This is a genomic window from Polyangium sp. y55x31, assembly GCF_029946505.1.
Classification (GTDB): Bacteria; Myxococcota_A; Polyangia; order Polyangiales; family Polyangiaceae; genus Polyangium.
On the sequence record NZ_JARZHG010000005.1, the window covers coordinates 1 to 14,261 of the forward strand.

Here is a 14,261-nt window from a genome sequence, read left to right on the forward strand (position 1 = left end):
CTGGCGGCTCGGGCGGCGCCGGCGGCGCCGGCGGCTCGGGTGGCGCCGGCGGCGGCGGAGGCTCGGGCGGCGGGACGCTGACGACGACGCTGTACGGCGTGCATTACGACCAAACCCAGATGAAGGAGCGTTTCGGCTTCGTGACGCCCTCCACGGGGAAACTTCATACGGTGAGCATCCTCCCCGGCGTCATGGGCGTCGGCGACCCGATGGTGCTCGACTCCGTGAAGGGTCGATTCTATCTCCAGACGAACCTCGGTCAGCTCGCGGTTGACGTGAGAACCGGCAGCGTCGTCGATGTCTCCCCCCCGTGGGAGAGCTTCACGGTGCGTGCCCACCCCATCACCGGGGTCCTTTATGCCGTGAGGTGGGACGCCGTGGCCTCCGAGGAGCACTTCGGCACCATCGATCCAGCGACCGGCGTCTTTTCCAGCATCAATACGCTCCCCGGCGTGATGCTCCTCTCGGACAATCCCGGGATCGATCCGACCGGCAATCATTACTACTTGAGGACGAACCTCGGCTGGCTGACGATCGACGTGGGCACGGGCGTCATCACCCACGTCGCCCCTGATGTGGACGACGTGGCGGCGCTCGAGCTGCATCCGATCACCGGCACGATGTACGGCCTCCTCCGGAATCCCGTCACCTTCGAATTCGCGTTCGGGACGCTGGATCTCCAGACCGGTATGTATACCCCGATCAAGAGCATTCCGACCGTCACGTCGCACAACGCTCGTGGTGGCATCGACCCGGCGAAGAACGAATACTACGTGTTCACCAACCTCGGTTATGTCACGATCGACATCACCACCGGTGACGTGAAGAACATCGCGCCGAACCCGGACGACTTCACGAACGTCTTCGAGTATTACAGCATGGCCAATCCGTGAAGCGGCGAGGATGGGGGCGGCGCCGCGCCGCTCACTGCCCGCACGCCAGCACCGGGAGGATCGCGTCCTCGATCAGGTGCGTCGTCTGCTGGTGCATGCCGCGCATGTTGTAGTTCGTGCGGGTCACGACCACCGCCGCGTCGAGCGCCGGGAACATCACCACCGCGTTGCCGCCGTTGCCGCCCATGAACCAGCCCGTCTGCGCGCCGCACGGCGTCTGGTACACGCGCGTCCAGAACAGGTAGCCATAGTGCTGCTCGGGCATCGCCTCGCGGTGCACCGAGAGCGCCGCGTCGACGAAGGCCGCGGGCACGACTTGCGCCCCGCCCGCCCGGCCTCGCGCGAGCACGAGCCGCGCGAGCGCCCCGAGGTCACGCGTGCGCAGTCGCAATCCTCCGCCCGTCATGATCTCGCCGGTCGGCGATTTCGAGAACTCCCAGCGCGTGATCCCGAGCGGCGCGAACAGGTGCGTTGCCATGAAGCGGTCGATCGGCTGGCGCGCCGCGCGCTGGACGATCTGGCCGAGCAGGAACACACCCGCGGTGCAGTAATGCCACGGCCCGCGCCCGTTCGCGTCGCGCTTGTAGTCCGCGCGCACCGGCAGGTCGACCGCCCAGCGCGACCATACCTGCTTCGGGTACATGTTCTCCTCGTTGCCGGGCGACGCCTCGTCGTCGTCGTTGCAGTCGAGCGCCGACGACATCGTCAACAGGTCCTCGATCGTCACCGTCGCCTTGCCCGGTTCGTCGTGCGCGAACGGCGCGAGGTCCTCGAGGTACGCGAACGCCGGCGCGTCGAGCCCCGGCAGCGCGTGGCGTTCGATGGCGATCCCGACCGCGAGCGCGGTCAGCGATTTCGTCGCCGAGCGCGTGTCGTGCAGCGTCTCCGGCGTCGCGCCGGCGAAGTATCGCTCGTATGCGACCTCATCGCCGCGCGTGACGAGCACGCTCGTCGTCTTCGGGGCGTCGCCGCGGGCGAGCGCCTCGGCGATGCCGTCGTAGCGCGCCGGCCTGGCGGCGCCACACCCCCACAGAAACAAGGCGAGGATCACGATCCACATACCCTCGCCATGTCAGGTCGCGCCGCCCACGTCTTGTACGCGCGCAACCTCGCCGCCGCGGTCGCAGTCAGCCGCGGTACTGCCGGCGGTACGCGCCCGGGCTCGTCGCGAACGTCCGCGCGAACGTCCGCGTCAGGTGGCTCTGGTCGACGAAGCCGCACGTCGTCGCGATCTCCGCGAGCGGCCGCCCGGTCGTACGCACCAGCAGCGCCGCGCGTTCGATCCGGCAGCGCCGCACGTACTCGCCCGGCGTGCAGCCGAAGAACCGCCGGAACATGCGCGCGAGGTAGACCGGGTGCACCCCCGCCTCCGTCGCGACCTCCGTCATCGTCAGCTCGTCGCGCGACCGATCGTGCAGCACCTCGCGCGCCCGCGCGAGCCAGCGCGGCGGCCTTCGCTCCACCACGTGCGCGCGGCTGAACGCGCCGACCAGCTCCAGACACAACGCCTCGAGCGCCAGCGCGTCTCCCCCTTGCGCGGCGGACGCTGCGATCCTGTGCGCGATCGCGAGGGCCCCCGGCTCCCACATGCGGATCGCCTCCTCGCTCGGCGCCGCCACCTCGGCCGCCTCCGCGAATCGCGCCGCCGACACCGACACGCCCGCAAATCGGCCGCAGTGCTCCGGGAACGAGTCCTCGTGCGTCGTCCCCGGCGGATTGTAGATCAGCGCGGGCTCCGCGTGCAGGTGCCCCGCGCCGCGCGCCGACGACAGATAATGGCCGTCGAGCAGCAAAATGAAGTGCGCGTCCTCGTGCGTGTGGCGCGCGACCGGCCGCGCCGGATCCGCTGATGCAATCGAGAGCGAGAAGCCCGCGACGTCGCGGCGCACCTCTCGCGTGCCGAAGAACTCTCCGTGCTGCAGCGTCGACTGGGCGACCGATCCGGGTTGCGACACCGGGCGCGGAGTGAATCCAAACGGGTTTGGACAGTCAAGGACCTTGCGCGTCAGCGGTAGTTCGGCACCTCTTTCTTGAGCCGAACGATGAAGTCGACGATGTTGTCCTTGGCCTGGTCCTTCCCGAGCCACGAGGGAACGGAGCCGGCGACGTCGAGGTGGAAGCGGTAGACGGCGCGGGTGCCCTTGGCGCCTTCGGGTTCGAGTCGCCAGCCGCCCTGGTGCGCGTTCACGCGGACCACGCCGTCCACGGGCTTCGGCCCGCGCTCGTTGGCGGCGACGAAGCGCATCCAGAGGATCGGACCCTCGGCGCCCCAGGTGACCTGGAGGGTGTAGTCGCGATCGTCGATCACGGGGAGGTCGAGCCGCTGATAGACGATCAGAGAATCGGCGTTGCGGGCGAGGACCTTGTTTTCCTTGAGGTGCTCTTGCCACTTCTGGTGGTTCGCGTAATCGAGCAGCGCGCGGCGCACCTGCTCGGGCGGCGCCGGGAGGCTCGCCTCGACCGCGAACTCGACGCCGGCTCGTTTCTCGCGGCGGTGGACGCGGACGCCTTTCTCCTCGGTGACGAACGTGAAACCCTCCGACACGAGGGCGCTCGCGGGCGCCGGCGCGCGTCCCTGCGACGGGGCCGCGGCCTGCGCGGGCGGGGGAGGCTCGGCCGACGCGGCCGAGGGCGCGATGGCGACCAGGAGGGCAAAAAAGGTCCAGCGTCTCATCGTCTGTGTCCTCAAAGGAGGTGGATGAAAGAAATTCCGACCACCGGCGCCGCTGGGGATTCCACGGATCACTCCGTCGGCGGCGAGCAGCCCCGCGTTTCGGCGCCCGCGGATTGAGCGTACCTGAAGCGGACATGAGCGTCCACTTGTGCTCGTGGATGGATTTTGCGGCGTGGCACGCCCGACCGCCCCTGCTGGACGTGCTGGGGAGCGATCGAGGTTCTAGTGATGCGTGGCGCCCGACGCGATGAACGATCGCTCGGTTTCGACCGCGCAGATCGCAAATGCCTTGCAATCGGCCGCGGCCTCGCAGGCGTCGCCCTGCTTGAGCAGCCGTTCCAACTGATCGGCTGGCGTGCGGGTCGCCATCGCTTCGCACATCGCGTCGATCTTCGCGGGCTCCATATCGCTCTCCCAGTAGGTGCGCGCTTCCTTCAGGACCACGTCGCGCCCCTCGGTCTTGACGCGCTCGCCGATGCCCTTCGGCATGTCGAGCTCGATGCGGACGTCGAGCACCGCGGACAGGTAGTCGTCGGTGCACGTCGCCTGCCGCGCGTAGTAGCGATGGCACATCGGCCCGAGATCGGCAGCCGTACGCGCAGCCGGCTCCGCAGGCGGCGGAGAGGAGGACCCGCCACACGCGGCGAGCAGGAGCACGAGGAAGAAGCCGCGATCACGCAACATGGCCGCGATGATACGTCATGGCGGTGCGCGGGGGATAGGGCCTGCGGGGGGTGACGCTGGCAGCCCGCTGCCGTCAGAACCCGTTAGACCCCACGGTTCGCCCCAGAGACCGGATCCAGTCCGGAGCGCGTCGAAGGATGTGCTCGCTGCCGCTCTACTGTATCGTGAGACCGCGAGCGCTTCATCGGCTCGCATCATCGGGTTTGGGAATGTACGCATGAGAGGGCTCGTCATCGGGTTGCTGTTCGTGTCGGCCCTCTTGCTCGCGTCTGCTTGCACCAACGACGACTGCAGGAACCCGAAGAAAACCGGAGGCTATCACAAGCGTTCGAATAGCTTCCGACAAGGCGTGGCCTTGCAGTGCAATGCTGTTCTGATCTGCCCGCGGAAAGGCGGTGGCTACGACGAGCGGCGCCCTCTGGGGCTGGAGGACCCGATCATCATTGATCAGGAGGGCGACGGCTGGAATCGTGCCCGGTGTACGGATCTGGCACTTCCTCGTGTGGCCGGTACGGATTGCAAGGTCGAGGTTTCACCCAGCGTCATCTGTCTGGACGTCGACGGAGGCTCGGGTGATCTCGGCGCGAACCCGACGGGGGGCACCATCGTCACGGTGGGCGGGGCCGCGACAGGGGACTTCAAGGGATATGATGATGGGGTCGGCGGCGCGGGGGCATTCGGTGCGGGGGCCGGCGCGGGGGGCCAGGGCGGAATCTGAGCATGGGATGGCGCCGGTTGGTGGAGGTCGAGCGGCGCGAGGCCAGGTCTATTGCCCGAGCGCGATCGACATTCGCGCGTGCCAATCGGTACCAACCAGGGCCGGGCAATGTTGCTCCACGTCAGCCTTGAAGCAGGCGTCCCATGCCTCTCGAAGGGCCAAGGTCTCCTCGCGAGAGCGGGGCATCTTGAACGCGAGGTCACACCGCGTCTCTGCCGCGTGTGTTTCCCGCCAGAAGCGAGCGCCTTTGAGGTCCTCGCACGACGCACGCCAGATCGGGTCGGTGTCGTGCGGCGGCAATGGGGCGTAGTCCGGGCAGTACGTCGTCACGCAACCCGCCTCGCAAGCGTCGGCGAATTCGTCCGTGATCGTCATACAATCGCCGAAATGAGCGCCTTGCTTGCACATCTCGAGCGTCGAGGCGAGATCCGAAAAGCAGCTCTCTTCCCCCTTGTGGGGCACTTCCCCCCGAGACGCCCCTAGCCCCACGGTGACGAGCGCGACGGCGCCGACGGCGATGGCGATGAACGGTCCGCGGCGGTTCATGGCTGTCTTCCCTGGGTCCGGCCGAGCCTACACCACCCTGCCACGGAAGACGAGCATCTCGGAGGGCATCGAGTGCCTACCACCCCACTCGCACCACACCTCCAAGACAGTCCCACCACCCCCGCTGCCCACTCCCACCCGGACCCACACCCACTCCGGACAATTTCCCAAAATTGTCCGGAATTGTCCGGACATCTGTCCCATCCTCCCCGTGACCTCTCTCACCTCTCCCCGCGACCCACGCACCTGACGCCGCCCCTCATCCCGACCCTCTTCCCCCCGAGCACCCTCTCCCTCCCCGCCACATACACCCCTCTCCGCAACAACATCCACCACCCCTGCCAGACCCTCGAAACCGTTCCCGAATTCAGCTCCGTCCCCCCTCCCATCCACCCCGCTCACACCCGCACCCGACGCCCAATCCCTCCCCGCCACACCCGCACCTCGCCTCTCGAAACACCGCCCTCTCTCCAACCCCAATTGCACCACCGGCAAACCTGGCATTCCCCTTGCACAAAGCCCCCGCGCACCCCGACGGCAACCACGTCGGACTCTCATTCGACGCACCATCACCCTTCCCCCGCGGAAGAGGAGACCATCCCCCATGAGTAACCCCAAGCATCCCAAGGCCGGCGATCGCAGCATTGACGTCACCGATGTCGACCTCGTCGACATCACGCCCGACCACATCGCCCGGTTGAGCAAGCTCCGTGACGGCCACGCCCCTGCCATCGCGGCCATTCTGCATGCGGACCCGGCGGCTCGACAGCGGGCCGGGCTCAGTGAGGCCGAGGTCGTGGAGCTCGAGGCGGACTGGGAAGCGTCCAGGCGTATCGAGGAGGTCTTGCCGGCGGTCGAGAAGCTCCTCGAGCTCCTCCACGAGACGCGCCTCGTCCGGAATCACGCCATTGCGTTCCGCCTCGGCGAGATGGCGCATCAGGTGCGGCGTCGGGCCGATCGGTTGCCCAATGGTACGGAGGTGGCGGCGCCGTTCCAGACGCTCCTCGAGTATCACTTCGCCGTCGGCCAGAAGATCGCCGCATTGCGCGAAAAGAACAAGAAGGACGCGGAGCGCTCCGGGCGGCCGCCCGCGCCCGGAAAGGACATGCTGGTGTAAGGGGCTGCCGCTCGGGTCCTGATCGCCCGAACGATACCGTCGCACGAGGCGCGACGAAGCAAGCCGCTCGCCTGAACGACGGGAAGCCCATCTCGCCGACGCGCGTTTGGCAGCGCCATGCGCACGTTCCCCCCGACCCCCCTCCGCTCGCTCGTCACGCTCGGCATCGCTGGGCTGCTCTCGTTCGCCGCGCGCCCGGCTGCCGCGTGCTGGGAGGGGTATGCTGCCACGGTCGGCCCTGTCGGCATCCTCCGCGGAATCGAGTCCGCGTCCTGGAACCCCGCCCATGTCCGCGAGGCCGCGCGCTGGGGCACGCGCATCGAGGCAATCGTGCCGCAGGGCGCGGAGGTCTCGATTGAATTCGGCGAGATCACCTGCTCCAGCAAGACCGGCGCGTGTGGCTCCTTCTCCACCCTGTCCATGGAGCCCGACGATCTCCCGGCCATCTTCCGCGCGGTCGCTCAGGCCTTCGGCGCGAAACCCGCCGCGGTCCGCAAGGCCTCCAAGCTCGAGCCCACGCTCTACACCGTGCAGATCTTCGCCGGCAGCGAGCGTGGCGCCCGCCGCATGAAGGCGCGTGTCGCCAATCTCGACATCGACACGCAAGGTTTTTTCACGGAAGGCGGCTTCCCCGCCAGGAACGACCCCGCGCACGTGATTCGCGACGCCTCCGGGCCGCACCGCGTGATCTTCGATGTATTCCTCGACCGGGACGAGGCCGACGACGCGCTCGCCGAGTTGCGCGCCAAAGGGATCCGTGGGTTCGTCCGAGAGCTGCCAACGGGAAAGGCTGTCGGCGAGGGCGAGTTCTGAGCGCGGATCGCGTCAGCCGCGCCGAAGCCCGGTCGCGCTCGCGAGCAGCATCTCGCGCACGGACTGCGCGCGGTCGCGCGAGACGGGGACGCTCACGCCCCGCCGCTCGGGGCCGATGCCGACGCCGACGAACACCCGTGTCTCGCCCCCCTCGCGTTCGAGCTCCTTGATGTAGGCCGCATTCACGAGCCAGTTCCTGTGGACGCGCGTGAGCGCTCGCCCGAAGGACGCTTCGATCGAGGACAAGGACAGGTCGAGGTCGAACGTGCCGTGCGGCGTATGCACGGAGGTGAGCCGATCGGCCGCCTCGAATGCCCAGGCCTCATTGGGTTCGAGGAACACCAGGCTCTTGCCCCGACGCGCGACGACGCGCAGCGGGCTCGAAGGCGGGGAGGGCCGTTTCCGGCCGTGGAGGCGACGCAGGCATTGATCGACGCGCTCTTGCGTGAACGGCTTCAGCAGGTAATCGTCGACGCCGAGCTCGAAGGCCTCGATGGCGTGCTCCTTGAATGCCGTGGCCAGGACGAACATCGGCCTCCGGGCGCTCTGCACCGAGGCGCGCACCAGATCGAGCCCCGTCTCGTCGTCGCTCCCGCCGAGCGCGATATCCACGAAGACGGCGTCGATTTCGAGCCCGCCGGCCGCGAGCTGCAATGCCTGTCGGGCCTCGGCGAGGCTCGCGACGGCGCCCACGACCTCGGCGAGCTGGGACGCTTCGATCAGCTCGACCAGGTAATTGCGGGCGGGCCACTCGTCCTCGACGACGAGGGCGCGGAGCCGATACGAATCACCTGACGGGGGGATCTCGTTCATCATGCCATCTCCGGGGTGATCCTGGTCGCGGGCCGCGGGGTCGGCGTCACGCAGGGAAGCTCGACGATGCATCGCGTCCCGTCGGACGAAGAATCAATCTGCAGTTCCGCGTCCGTGTATTTGAGTTCGAGGCGCCGGCGCACCGCGTGCAGACCGAACGCTCCCGAGCGCAATGGCCTCGCCGGCATGCCCGGACCATTGTCCTCGACCATGCAGACGAGTCGCCTCGGGGCCCCGTCACCGGTCTCCGTGAGCGTCGCGCGCACCACGACCTGCCCACCTCCATCGCGGCGCAATGCGCCGTGCTTCACGGCATTCTCCACGAGCGGCTGCAAAAGCAGCCGGGGCATGAGGACCTCGGCGGCACGATCCGCGATGTCCCACTGGAAGCGCAGCGTCCCGGCGTGGCGCGATTCGAGGATCTCGGCATAACGGCGTAGCCAGGCGATCTCCTCGCCGAGCGTCTGCATCTCGTCGGCGTCGTGCAATGCGTCGCGCAGGAGGTCGCCGAGGCAAGCGAGCAGGCGGCGGGCCTCGCGCGGATCCTGCGTGACGAGGCCGGCGATGGCGTTGAGGGTGTTCAGCAGGAAATGCGGTTCGAGCTGCGAGCGCAGCCGGGCCAGCTCGCCCGCCGTTCGTAACCTGTCGGCTTCGAGCTTGAGCTTTTCGGCCTCGAGCGCGCGCCGCCGAGCGTCCTCCGTGGCGAAGGGATACATGAACGCCAGCGCCCAGATGGCGCACATGAAGAGGCCGAAGGTGACGCCGAACCGGAGGGCGATCGGATACGTCACGGGGCGTCCGGAGGGCGGCGGGATGTGCAGCCACGTCTGTGCGGCCCAGAAGCCCATGACGAGCACGACGCCGACGACGGAGGCGACGGCGAGGCTCACGAGCAGGGTCTGCGCCGAGCCGAGGCGCCGGCGCGTGGCCCAGTGGAAGACTCCCGAGAGCGTGAGCAGGAGCGCGGGCACGCCGGCCATCAAGAATAGCAGGTTGGTCGTGTTGTCTCTCTGTCGGTCCGAGGGCGTGAAGGGGAAAAAGAGGATGGCGAGGACGACCGCGGTCGTCGCCACGAAGCGCTTCCAGCCGAAGAAATACGCGTCCAGGGGCGAGGCGCCCGCGGACGGCGCGCCTCCGGACAGCTCGGGCATAGGGACGCTCATGCGTGAGCATTTTACCCTACTACCGATCGAAGCGGACATGGATCGGGGCCTCTCCCTCGCCGAGAGCAGGGAAGCTACCGGCGGCCCCGCGCGGGGCGACTCCGATCGGACGAATGGTCGGGATCGACGGACGAACCGTGCCCTGGCGGCGACCAGGCGCAAGGACGAGCAGGCTCAGCGAGCGTCCTCGGCCGCCTCCCTCGTCCACATCGACGCGAAATGAGGATCACCGGGCGGCGTGCCGTCGTCTTCGTCTCCCTCCGGCAAGCCGAGCGGCGGAAACGGATCCTCGAATTGCCGGATGCCCTCGGGGCCGCGGGCCATTTCCTCGTCCGAGAGCAGGCAAGCCTCGAGCCGCGCCCGCAGCCCCTCTCGCTCGGCGGTCCCGATGATCACGATCTCTTGCCGCCGATCGCCGAATTCGGGATCCCAGTCCGCCTCGATTTTCTGCCGCGTGGCCTCGTCTTTCGGCCATTCTTCCTTCGATTGCGCGGCCCACCATTTCCCCACGGCGCCGAACCGGTACGCGCCTCCCGCCTGCGACCACTCCACCACCCATTCGGGCCTGGTCGCGAGCCAGAAGAAGCCCTTCGATCGAATCACGCCCGGCCACTCCTCATGGATGAGCGCGTAAAGGCGCGCGGGATGGAAGGGGCGCCTGTCACGGAAGACGAAACTCCCGAGCCCGTAAGCTTCCGTCTCCGGCACGTGCTCGCCGCGCATCTCGGCCATCCAGCCGGGCGCCTCCTTCGCCTTCTCGAAATCGAAGAGCCCCGTGCCCATGACCACGTCGAGCGGCACCTTCCCGAACGTGGCGTGCACGATTTTCGCGCGTGGATTGAGCCTTTGCAGCGTGGCCTCGAGCAACCCGAGCGCCTCGCGCGAGACGAGGTCCACCTTGTTCAGCACGAGGACGTCGCAGAACTCCACCTGATCGACGAGCAGGTCGACGACGCTCCGATCGTCCTGCTCGGACGCCGCGACGCCCCGCTCCACGAGATCCTCGGCCGCGGCGAAGTCCTTCGAGAAGTTATAGGCGTCGACCACCGTCACCATCGTATCGAGCCGCGCCACGTCCGAGAGCCGCGCGCCCGCGTCGTCCTCGAAGCCGAACGTCTCCGCGACGGGCAAGGGCTCGCTGATCCCCGTCGACTCGATGAGCAGGTAATCGAAGCGCCCCTCGCGCGCGAGCTTCTGCACTTCGAGCAGGAGATCCTCGCGCAGCGTGCAGCAGATGCAACCGTTCGTCATTTCGACGAGCCGCTCCTCGGTGCGGCTGAGCGCCGCGCCGCCGCCCCGGACGAGCTCGGCGTCGATGTTCACCTCGCTCATGTCGTTGACGATCACCGCGACGCGTTTCCCCTCGCGGTTTCCGAGCACGTGATTGAGGAGCGTCGTCTTTCCGGCGCCGAGGAAGCCGGAGAGCACGGTGACGGGGAGCCTGCGATCGCTCATTTCGCCCCGCCCTTGGAGATCTTCCCCTCGGTGAAGACGACGTGCTTGCGGGCGATCGGGTCGTACTTCTTGATCTGGAGCTTCTCGGCCATCGTCCGCTTGTTCTTCGTCGTGTAGTAGCAGTACCCGGTGCCCGCCGACGAGACGAGCTTGATCGTGTCGCGCATGTCCGTGTTGTTACAACATGTCTGGGTCAGTTGCAACTTTGTTGCATCATGGGTCGGTGGCCGGGTCGTCCCGAGGGGGAGGCCAGGTCCCCCGAAACCCGTGCTACGTTCGGCGTCGTTTTGGGTTAAAAGGGCCCATGCCTCGCCCCTTCAGACACCCCGCGCCGCTCGAGATCGGAGGCGCCGAGCTTCGCGACCTCGTCTCCGCCTGCATGGATCGGCTCGCGCCCTGGCTGGATGGGCTGAACGAGCAACCGGCCCATTCGCTCGACGGGAGCCACAAGGTCGCCCGTGCCTTCGACGAGCCCATGCCCGAGCGCGGCGTGCCCTTCCGGCGTGTGCTCGCGCGGCTCTTCGATCGCGCCATTCCGGTCAGCTTGAACCCGGCTTCGCCGGGCTATCTCGGGTACATCCCCGGGGGCGGCCTGCCGAGCACGGCGCTCGCGGATCTCATCGCCGACATCACCAATCGCTACACGGGCCTGTGGATGCCCGCGCCTGGGCTGGTGCAGCTCGAGATAAGCGTGATTCGCTGGTTCTGCTCGCTCGCGGGATATGGGCCTTCCGCGGGAGGCTGGCTTTGTTCGGGCGGGTCGCTGGCAAATCTCGCGGCCGTCGTGGCGGCCCGCGAGGCGAAGCTCGGTGAGGAGTTCGACGGGGGCGTCCTTTATACCTCGGAAGGAGCGCACCATTCGATCTCGAAAGCAGCCCGCGTGGCCGGTTTTCCACGGCGTGCCACGCGCGTCGTGCCCGTGGACGCGTCGTTCCGATTGCGGTGCGACGAACTTGCCAGGGCCGTGGCCGAGGATCGGGCCGCGGGACGCCGACCCTTCCTGGTCGTCGCGCAGGCCGGCTCCACGCCGGTCGGCGCGGTGGACGATCTCGTCGCATTGGCAGAGTTTTGCGCAGCCGAGGGGTTATGGCTCCACGTGGACGCGGCGTACGGCGGGTTTTTCCTCCTCACCGAGCGCGGGCGAGCCGCGCTCGCGGGGATCGAGCGGGCGGACTCCATCGCGCTCGACCCGCACAAGGGATTATTTTTACCTTATGGAACCGGCTGCCTCATCGTGAAGGAGCTCGCGACCTTGCGTGCTGCGTTCGCCGAGACGGCGGCGTATCTGCCGCCTTCGCAGGAGGACGAAGACCACTGGAATTTCGCCGACCTCGGCCTCGAATTGAGCCGTCCGGCCCGCGGTCTGCGTATCTGGCTACCGCTTTGGCTCCACGGCGCGTCGGCATTTCGCGAGGCGCTCGACGAGAAGCTCGATCTCGCGCGACGGGCGGCGGCGCGGGTGAGGGCTCTGCCCGGCGTGCGCATCGTGGCCGAACCCGAGCTGTCCTTGTTTGCGTTCCGGGTCGAGCCGAAGGACATGGAGACCGCGGAGCTCGACGCGTTCAATCGGCGTGTACTCGCCCGCGTCAATCAACGAAAGCGCCTGATGTTGACGGGCACGACGTTGCGTGATCCGGCGCTTGGAGAGGACGTCTTCGTCATTCGTGTCTGCGTGCTCTGCTTTCGCACGCACGCGGACAGGATCGACATGCTGCTCGAAGACCTCGCGGACGCCATTGCGGACCCGCGGGGATGAGCGTTTTCAGTCTTCCCCCGGATAACGCAACCCCCATTGCGCGCGGATCGCGTCGAGCGTCTCCATGATCGCGACGCTTTCGGCGAGCGGCATCGTATCGCTCTCGAGCTTCCCCGAACGAAGGCAACGCCCGACCTCGGCCGCCATGTGATTGTATCCATTGCCGACGAAAGGCGATTCGATACGCTCGGGCGGTCCGTCCCCGACCCGCAACGTCATGAGGTGCGGGTACCAGAATGGCGCGGCGATTTCGATCTGCCCGCGCGTGCCGAGAATCTTCGCCTCGCACGGCGTCGCCGTCCGGATGGCCGCGGTGAGGACCGAGAGTTGCCCCTCTCCGTGCGCGAGCACGATTCCCGCTTGCTCGTCCACGCCGGTCTGTCCGAGATGGGCGAGCGCGGTGATACGGCTCGGGCGACCGAAGAGCATGGACGAGAGCGATACGGGGTACACGCCGAGGTCGAGGAGCGCGCCCCCGCCGAGTGCCGGATCAAAAAGGCGGTTCGTGGGGTCGAACGGCGCGGAAAACCCGATGTCGGCCATCAGCATGCGCGCCTCGCCGATCGTCCCGGCCGCGAGGATCGAGCGCAACCGTTCGAGAGCAGGAAAGAAGCGGGTCCACATCGCTTCCATCAAGAACAGGCCCCGCTGCCGCGCGTACGCGACGAGCTCATGTGCTTCCTGCGCGTTGATGGTGAAGGGTTTTTCGCACAGCACCGCCTTGCCGGCGTGGAGGCAAAGCAGCGTGTGCGCGTGGTGGAAGACGTGGGGAGTGGCCACGTAAATCACGTCGAGGTCGGGGGCACACGCGAGGTCCTCGTAGGAGGCGAAGCGGCGCGGAATGCCGAAACGATCACCGAAGGCCTCGGCCGTGGCGCGCGAGCGCGAGCCGACGGCGGCGAGCTCGGCGCCCTCGACGAAGCCGAGCCCCGCGGCGAATTTGGCAGCGATGCTGCCCGTCCCCAGGATTCCCCAGCGGATGTTCATCATGATCGAGTCAGCGCAGATTACATGACCACGCGCTCGATGTCCCTGTCGAGCGAGAAGAGAAAGAGGCCGATCGGCTCCTGCGCAGGCTTCTCCTCAATTCCCCATCCGCTTCAACAGCGTCCGCACCTCGTCGAGCTCTCGCGAAAGCGCCTCCGGCGAAAGCTTCCTCCAGTGCTCCACCAACCGCGCGAGCGGGTGTTCGTCAGAGAACGTGACGAGGATCATCGGCTGCACGCCGAGAGCCCTCGCAAGCTGAACCAGGGTCGTGAAGTTGATCCGCACGAGCCCCTGCTCGATGCTCGACAGGTGCCCTTTGTTGAGGCCACTCACCTCGGCGAGCTCGATTAGCGTCATGACACGTTCGGCTCGGAGCTCGCGGATACGGGCGCCGATCTTGGCGGAGATGGGGTCGGGGGTCGTCCTTCGCGGCATGGGGGGCTCCTCGGGCGCATCGATCGTGGATGGCTCCGACAGACACCCCTTACCACCCCCAGCCTCCCTGGACAAACGTTTTATCGGTAGCCATGGTATACAGGCGCCTGGCCCTCGGCGGGCTGCTCGCCTCGAACTCCGAGCATACTCCCGCGCGCGTGACGTCAGGTTCGTCATGGCGGGGCCGGAGCTACGGCCCCGCCAGCG

16 protein-coding genes are annotated in these 14,261 nt (G+C 67.6%); 5 read left to right on the forward strand and 11 right to left on the reverse strand.

Going from position 1 to position 14,261, the window contains the following annotated elements; genetic code table 11:
* A partial coding sequence (locus QHF84_RS11475) for a hypothetical protein (protein ID WP_281313282.1) occupies positions 1-893 on the forward strand: 893 nt, incomplete at its 5' end.
* Positions 894-924: 31 nt separating this feature from the next.
* Here QHF84_RS11475 and QHF84_RS11480 read toward each other — a convergent pair.
* From QHF84_RS11480 to QHF84_RS11495, 4 genes are all read right to left on the reverse strand, one after another.
* Complete coding sequence (locus QHF84_RS11480; RefSeq protein WP_281313283.1) at positions 925-1,953, reverse strand: serine hydrolase; 1,029 nt, start codon at positions 1,951-1,953, stop codon at positions 925-927.
* Positions 1,954-2,020: 67 nt separating this feature from the next.
* Complete coding sequence (locus QHF84_RS11485) at positions 2,021-2,848, reverse strand: helix-turn-helix transcriptional regulator (protein ID WP_281313284.1); 828 nt, start codon at positions 2,846-2,848, stop codon at positions 2,021-2,023.
* A gap of 50 nt (positions 2,849-2,898) precedes the next feature.
* Positions 2,899-3,567: an START domain-containing protein gene (locus QHF84_RS11490; RefSeq protein WP_281313285.1), complete on the reverse strand. Its 669-nt coding sequence runs from the start codon at positions 3,565-3,567 to the stop codon at positions 2,899-2,901.
* Between the two features lie 222 nt (positions 3,568-3,789).
* Positions 3,790-4,251 carry a hypothetical protein gene (locus QHF84_RS11495; RefSeq protein ID WP_281313286.1) on the reverse strand — a complete coding sequence of 154 codons (462 nt, stop codon included), beginning with the start codon at positions 4,249-4,251 and terminating at the stop codon, positions 3,790-3,792.
* Positions 4,252-4,468: 217 nt separating this feature from the next.
* On the opposite strand from QHF84_RS11495, the gene QHF84_RS11500 reads away from it, so the two are divergent.
* Positions 4,469-4,969, forward strand: a complete 501-nt coding sequence (locus QHF84_RS11500; RefSeq protein ID WP_281313287.1) for a hypothetical protein — start codon at positions 4,469-4,471, stop codon at positions 4,967-4,969.
* Positions 4,970-5,017: 48 nt separating this feature from the next.
* On the opposite strand, the gene QHF84_RS11505 is transcribed toward QHF84_RS11500, so the two are convergent.
* Positions 5,018-5,515, reverse strand: a complete 498-nt coding sequence (locus QHF84_RS11505; protein ID WP_281313288.1) for a hypothetical protein — start codon at positions 5,513-5,515, stop codon at positions 5,018-5,020.
* A 604-nt stretch (positions 5,516-6,119) separates the two neighbouring features.
* Here QHF84_RS11505 and QHF84_RS11510 point away from each other — a divergent pair.
* Together QHF84_RS11510 and QHF84_RS11515 are read left to right on the forward strand one after the other, a co-directional pair.
* Complete coding sequence (locus QHF84_RS11510) at positions 6,120-6,632, forward strand: hypothetical protein (RefSeq protein ID WP_281313289.1); 513 nt, start codon at positions 6,120-6,122, stop codon at positions 6,630-6,632.
* A 117-nt stretch (positions 6,633-6,749) separates the two neighbouring features.
* Entirely contained in the window at positions 6,750-7,445 is a 696-nt protein-coding gene (locus QHF84_RS11515; protein ID WP_281313290.1) for an SPOR domain-containing protein, read from the forward strand.
* A gap of 12 nt (positions 7,446-7,457) precedes the next feature.
* Here QHF84_RS11515 and QHF84_RS11520 read toward each other — a convergent pair whose 3' ends face one another.
* From QHF84_RS11520 to rpmG, 4 genes are all read right to left on the reverse strand, one after another.
* Entirely contained in the window at positions 7,458-8,261 is an 804-nt protein-coding gene (locus tag QHF84_RS11520) for a LytTR family DNA-binding domain-containing protein (RefSeq protein WP_281313291.1), read from the reverse strand.
* The gene (locus QHF84_RS11525; protein WP_281313292.1) at positions 8,258-9,421 is read right to left on the reverse strand and encodes a histidine kinase; all 1,164 of its coding nucleotides are present in this window, start codon (positions 9,419-9,421) and stop codon (positions 8,258-8,260) included. Before QHF84_RS11525 ends, QHF84_RS11520 begins: the two co-directional genes overlap by 4 nt.
* A 174-nt stretch (positions 9,422-9,595) precedes the next feature.
* Positions 9,596-10,876: a zinc metallochaperone GTPase ZigA gene (zigA, locus tag QHF84_RS11530; protein WP_281313293.1), complete on the reverse strand. Its 1,281-nt coding sequence runs from the start codon at positions 10,874-10,876 to the stop codon at positions 9,596-9,598.
* A complete protein-coding gene (rpmG, locus tag QHF84_RS11535) occupies positions 10,873-11,043 on the reverse strand; it encodes a 50S ribosomal protein L33 (protein WP_281313294.1) in 171 nt (56 codons plus the stop codon). Before rpmG ends, zigA begins: the two co-directional genes overlap by 4 nt.
* Before the next feature lie 137 nt (positions 11,044-11,180).
* Here rpmG and QHF84_RS11540 point away from each other — a divergent pair, with 137 nt between their 5' ends.
* A complete protein-coding gene (locus QHF84_RS11540) occupies positions 11,181-12,632 on the forward strand; it encodes an aminotransferase class I/II-fold pyridoxal phosphate-dependent enzyme (protein ID WP_281313295.1) in 1,452 nt (483 codons plus the stop codon).
* 6 nt (positions 12,633-12,638) lie between these two features.
* On the opposite strand, the gene QHF84_RS11545 is transcribed toward QHF84_RS11540, so the two are convergent.
* Together QHF84_RS11545 and QHF84_RS11550 are read right to left on the reverse strand one after the other, a co-directional pair.
* Positions 12,639-13,622 carry a Gfo/Idh/MocA family oxidoreductase gene (locus QHF84_RS11545; RefSeq protein ID WP_281313296.1) on the reverse strand — a complete coding sequence of 328 codons (984 nt, stop codon included), beginning with the start codon at positions 13,620-13,622 and terminating at the stop codon, positions 12,639-12,641.
* A gap of 93 nt (positions 13,623-13,715) precedes the next feature.
* Complete coding sequence (locus QHF84_RS11550; protein ID WP_281313297.1) at positions 13,716-14,054, reverse strand: helix-turn-helix transcriptional regulator; 339 nt, start codon at positions 14,052-14,054, stop codon at positions 13,716-13,718.
* Between the last annotated feature and the right edge of the window lie 207 nt (positions 14,055-14,261).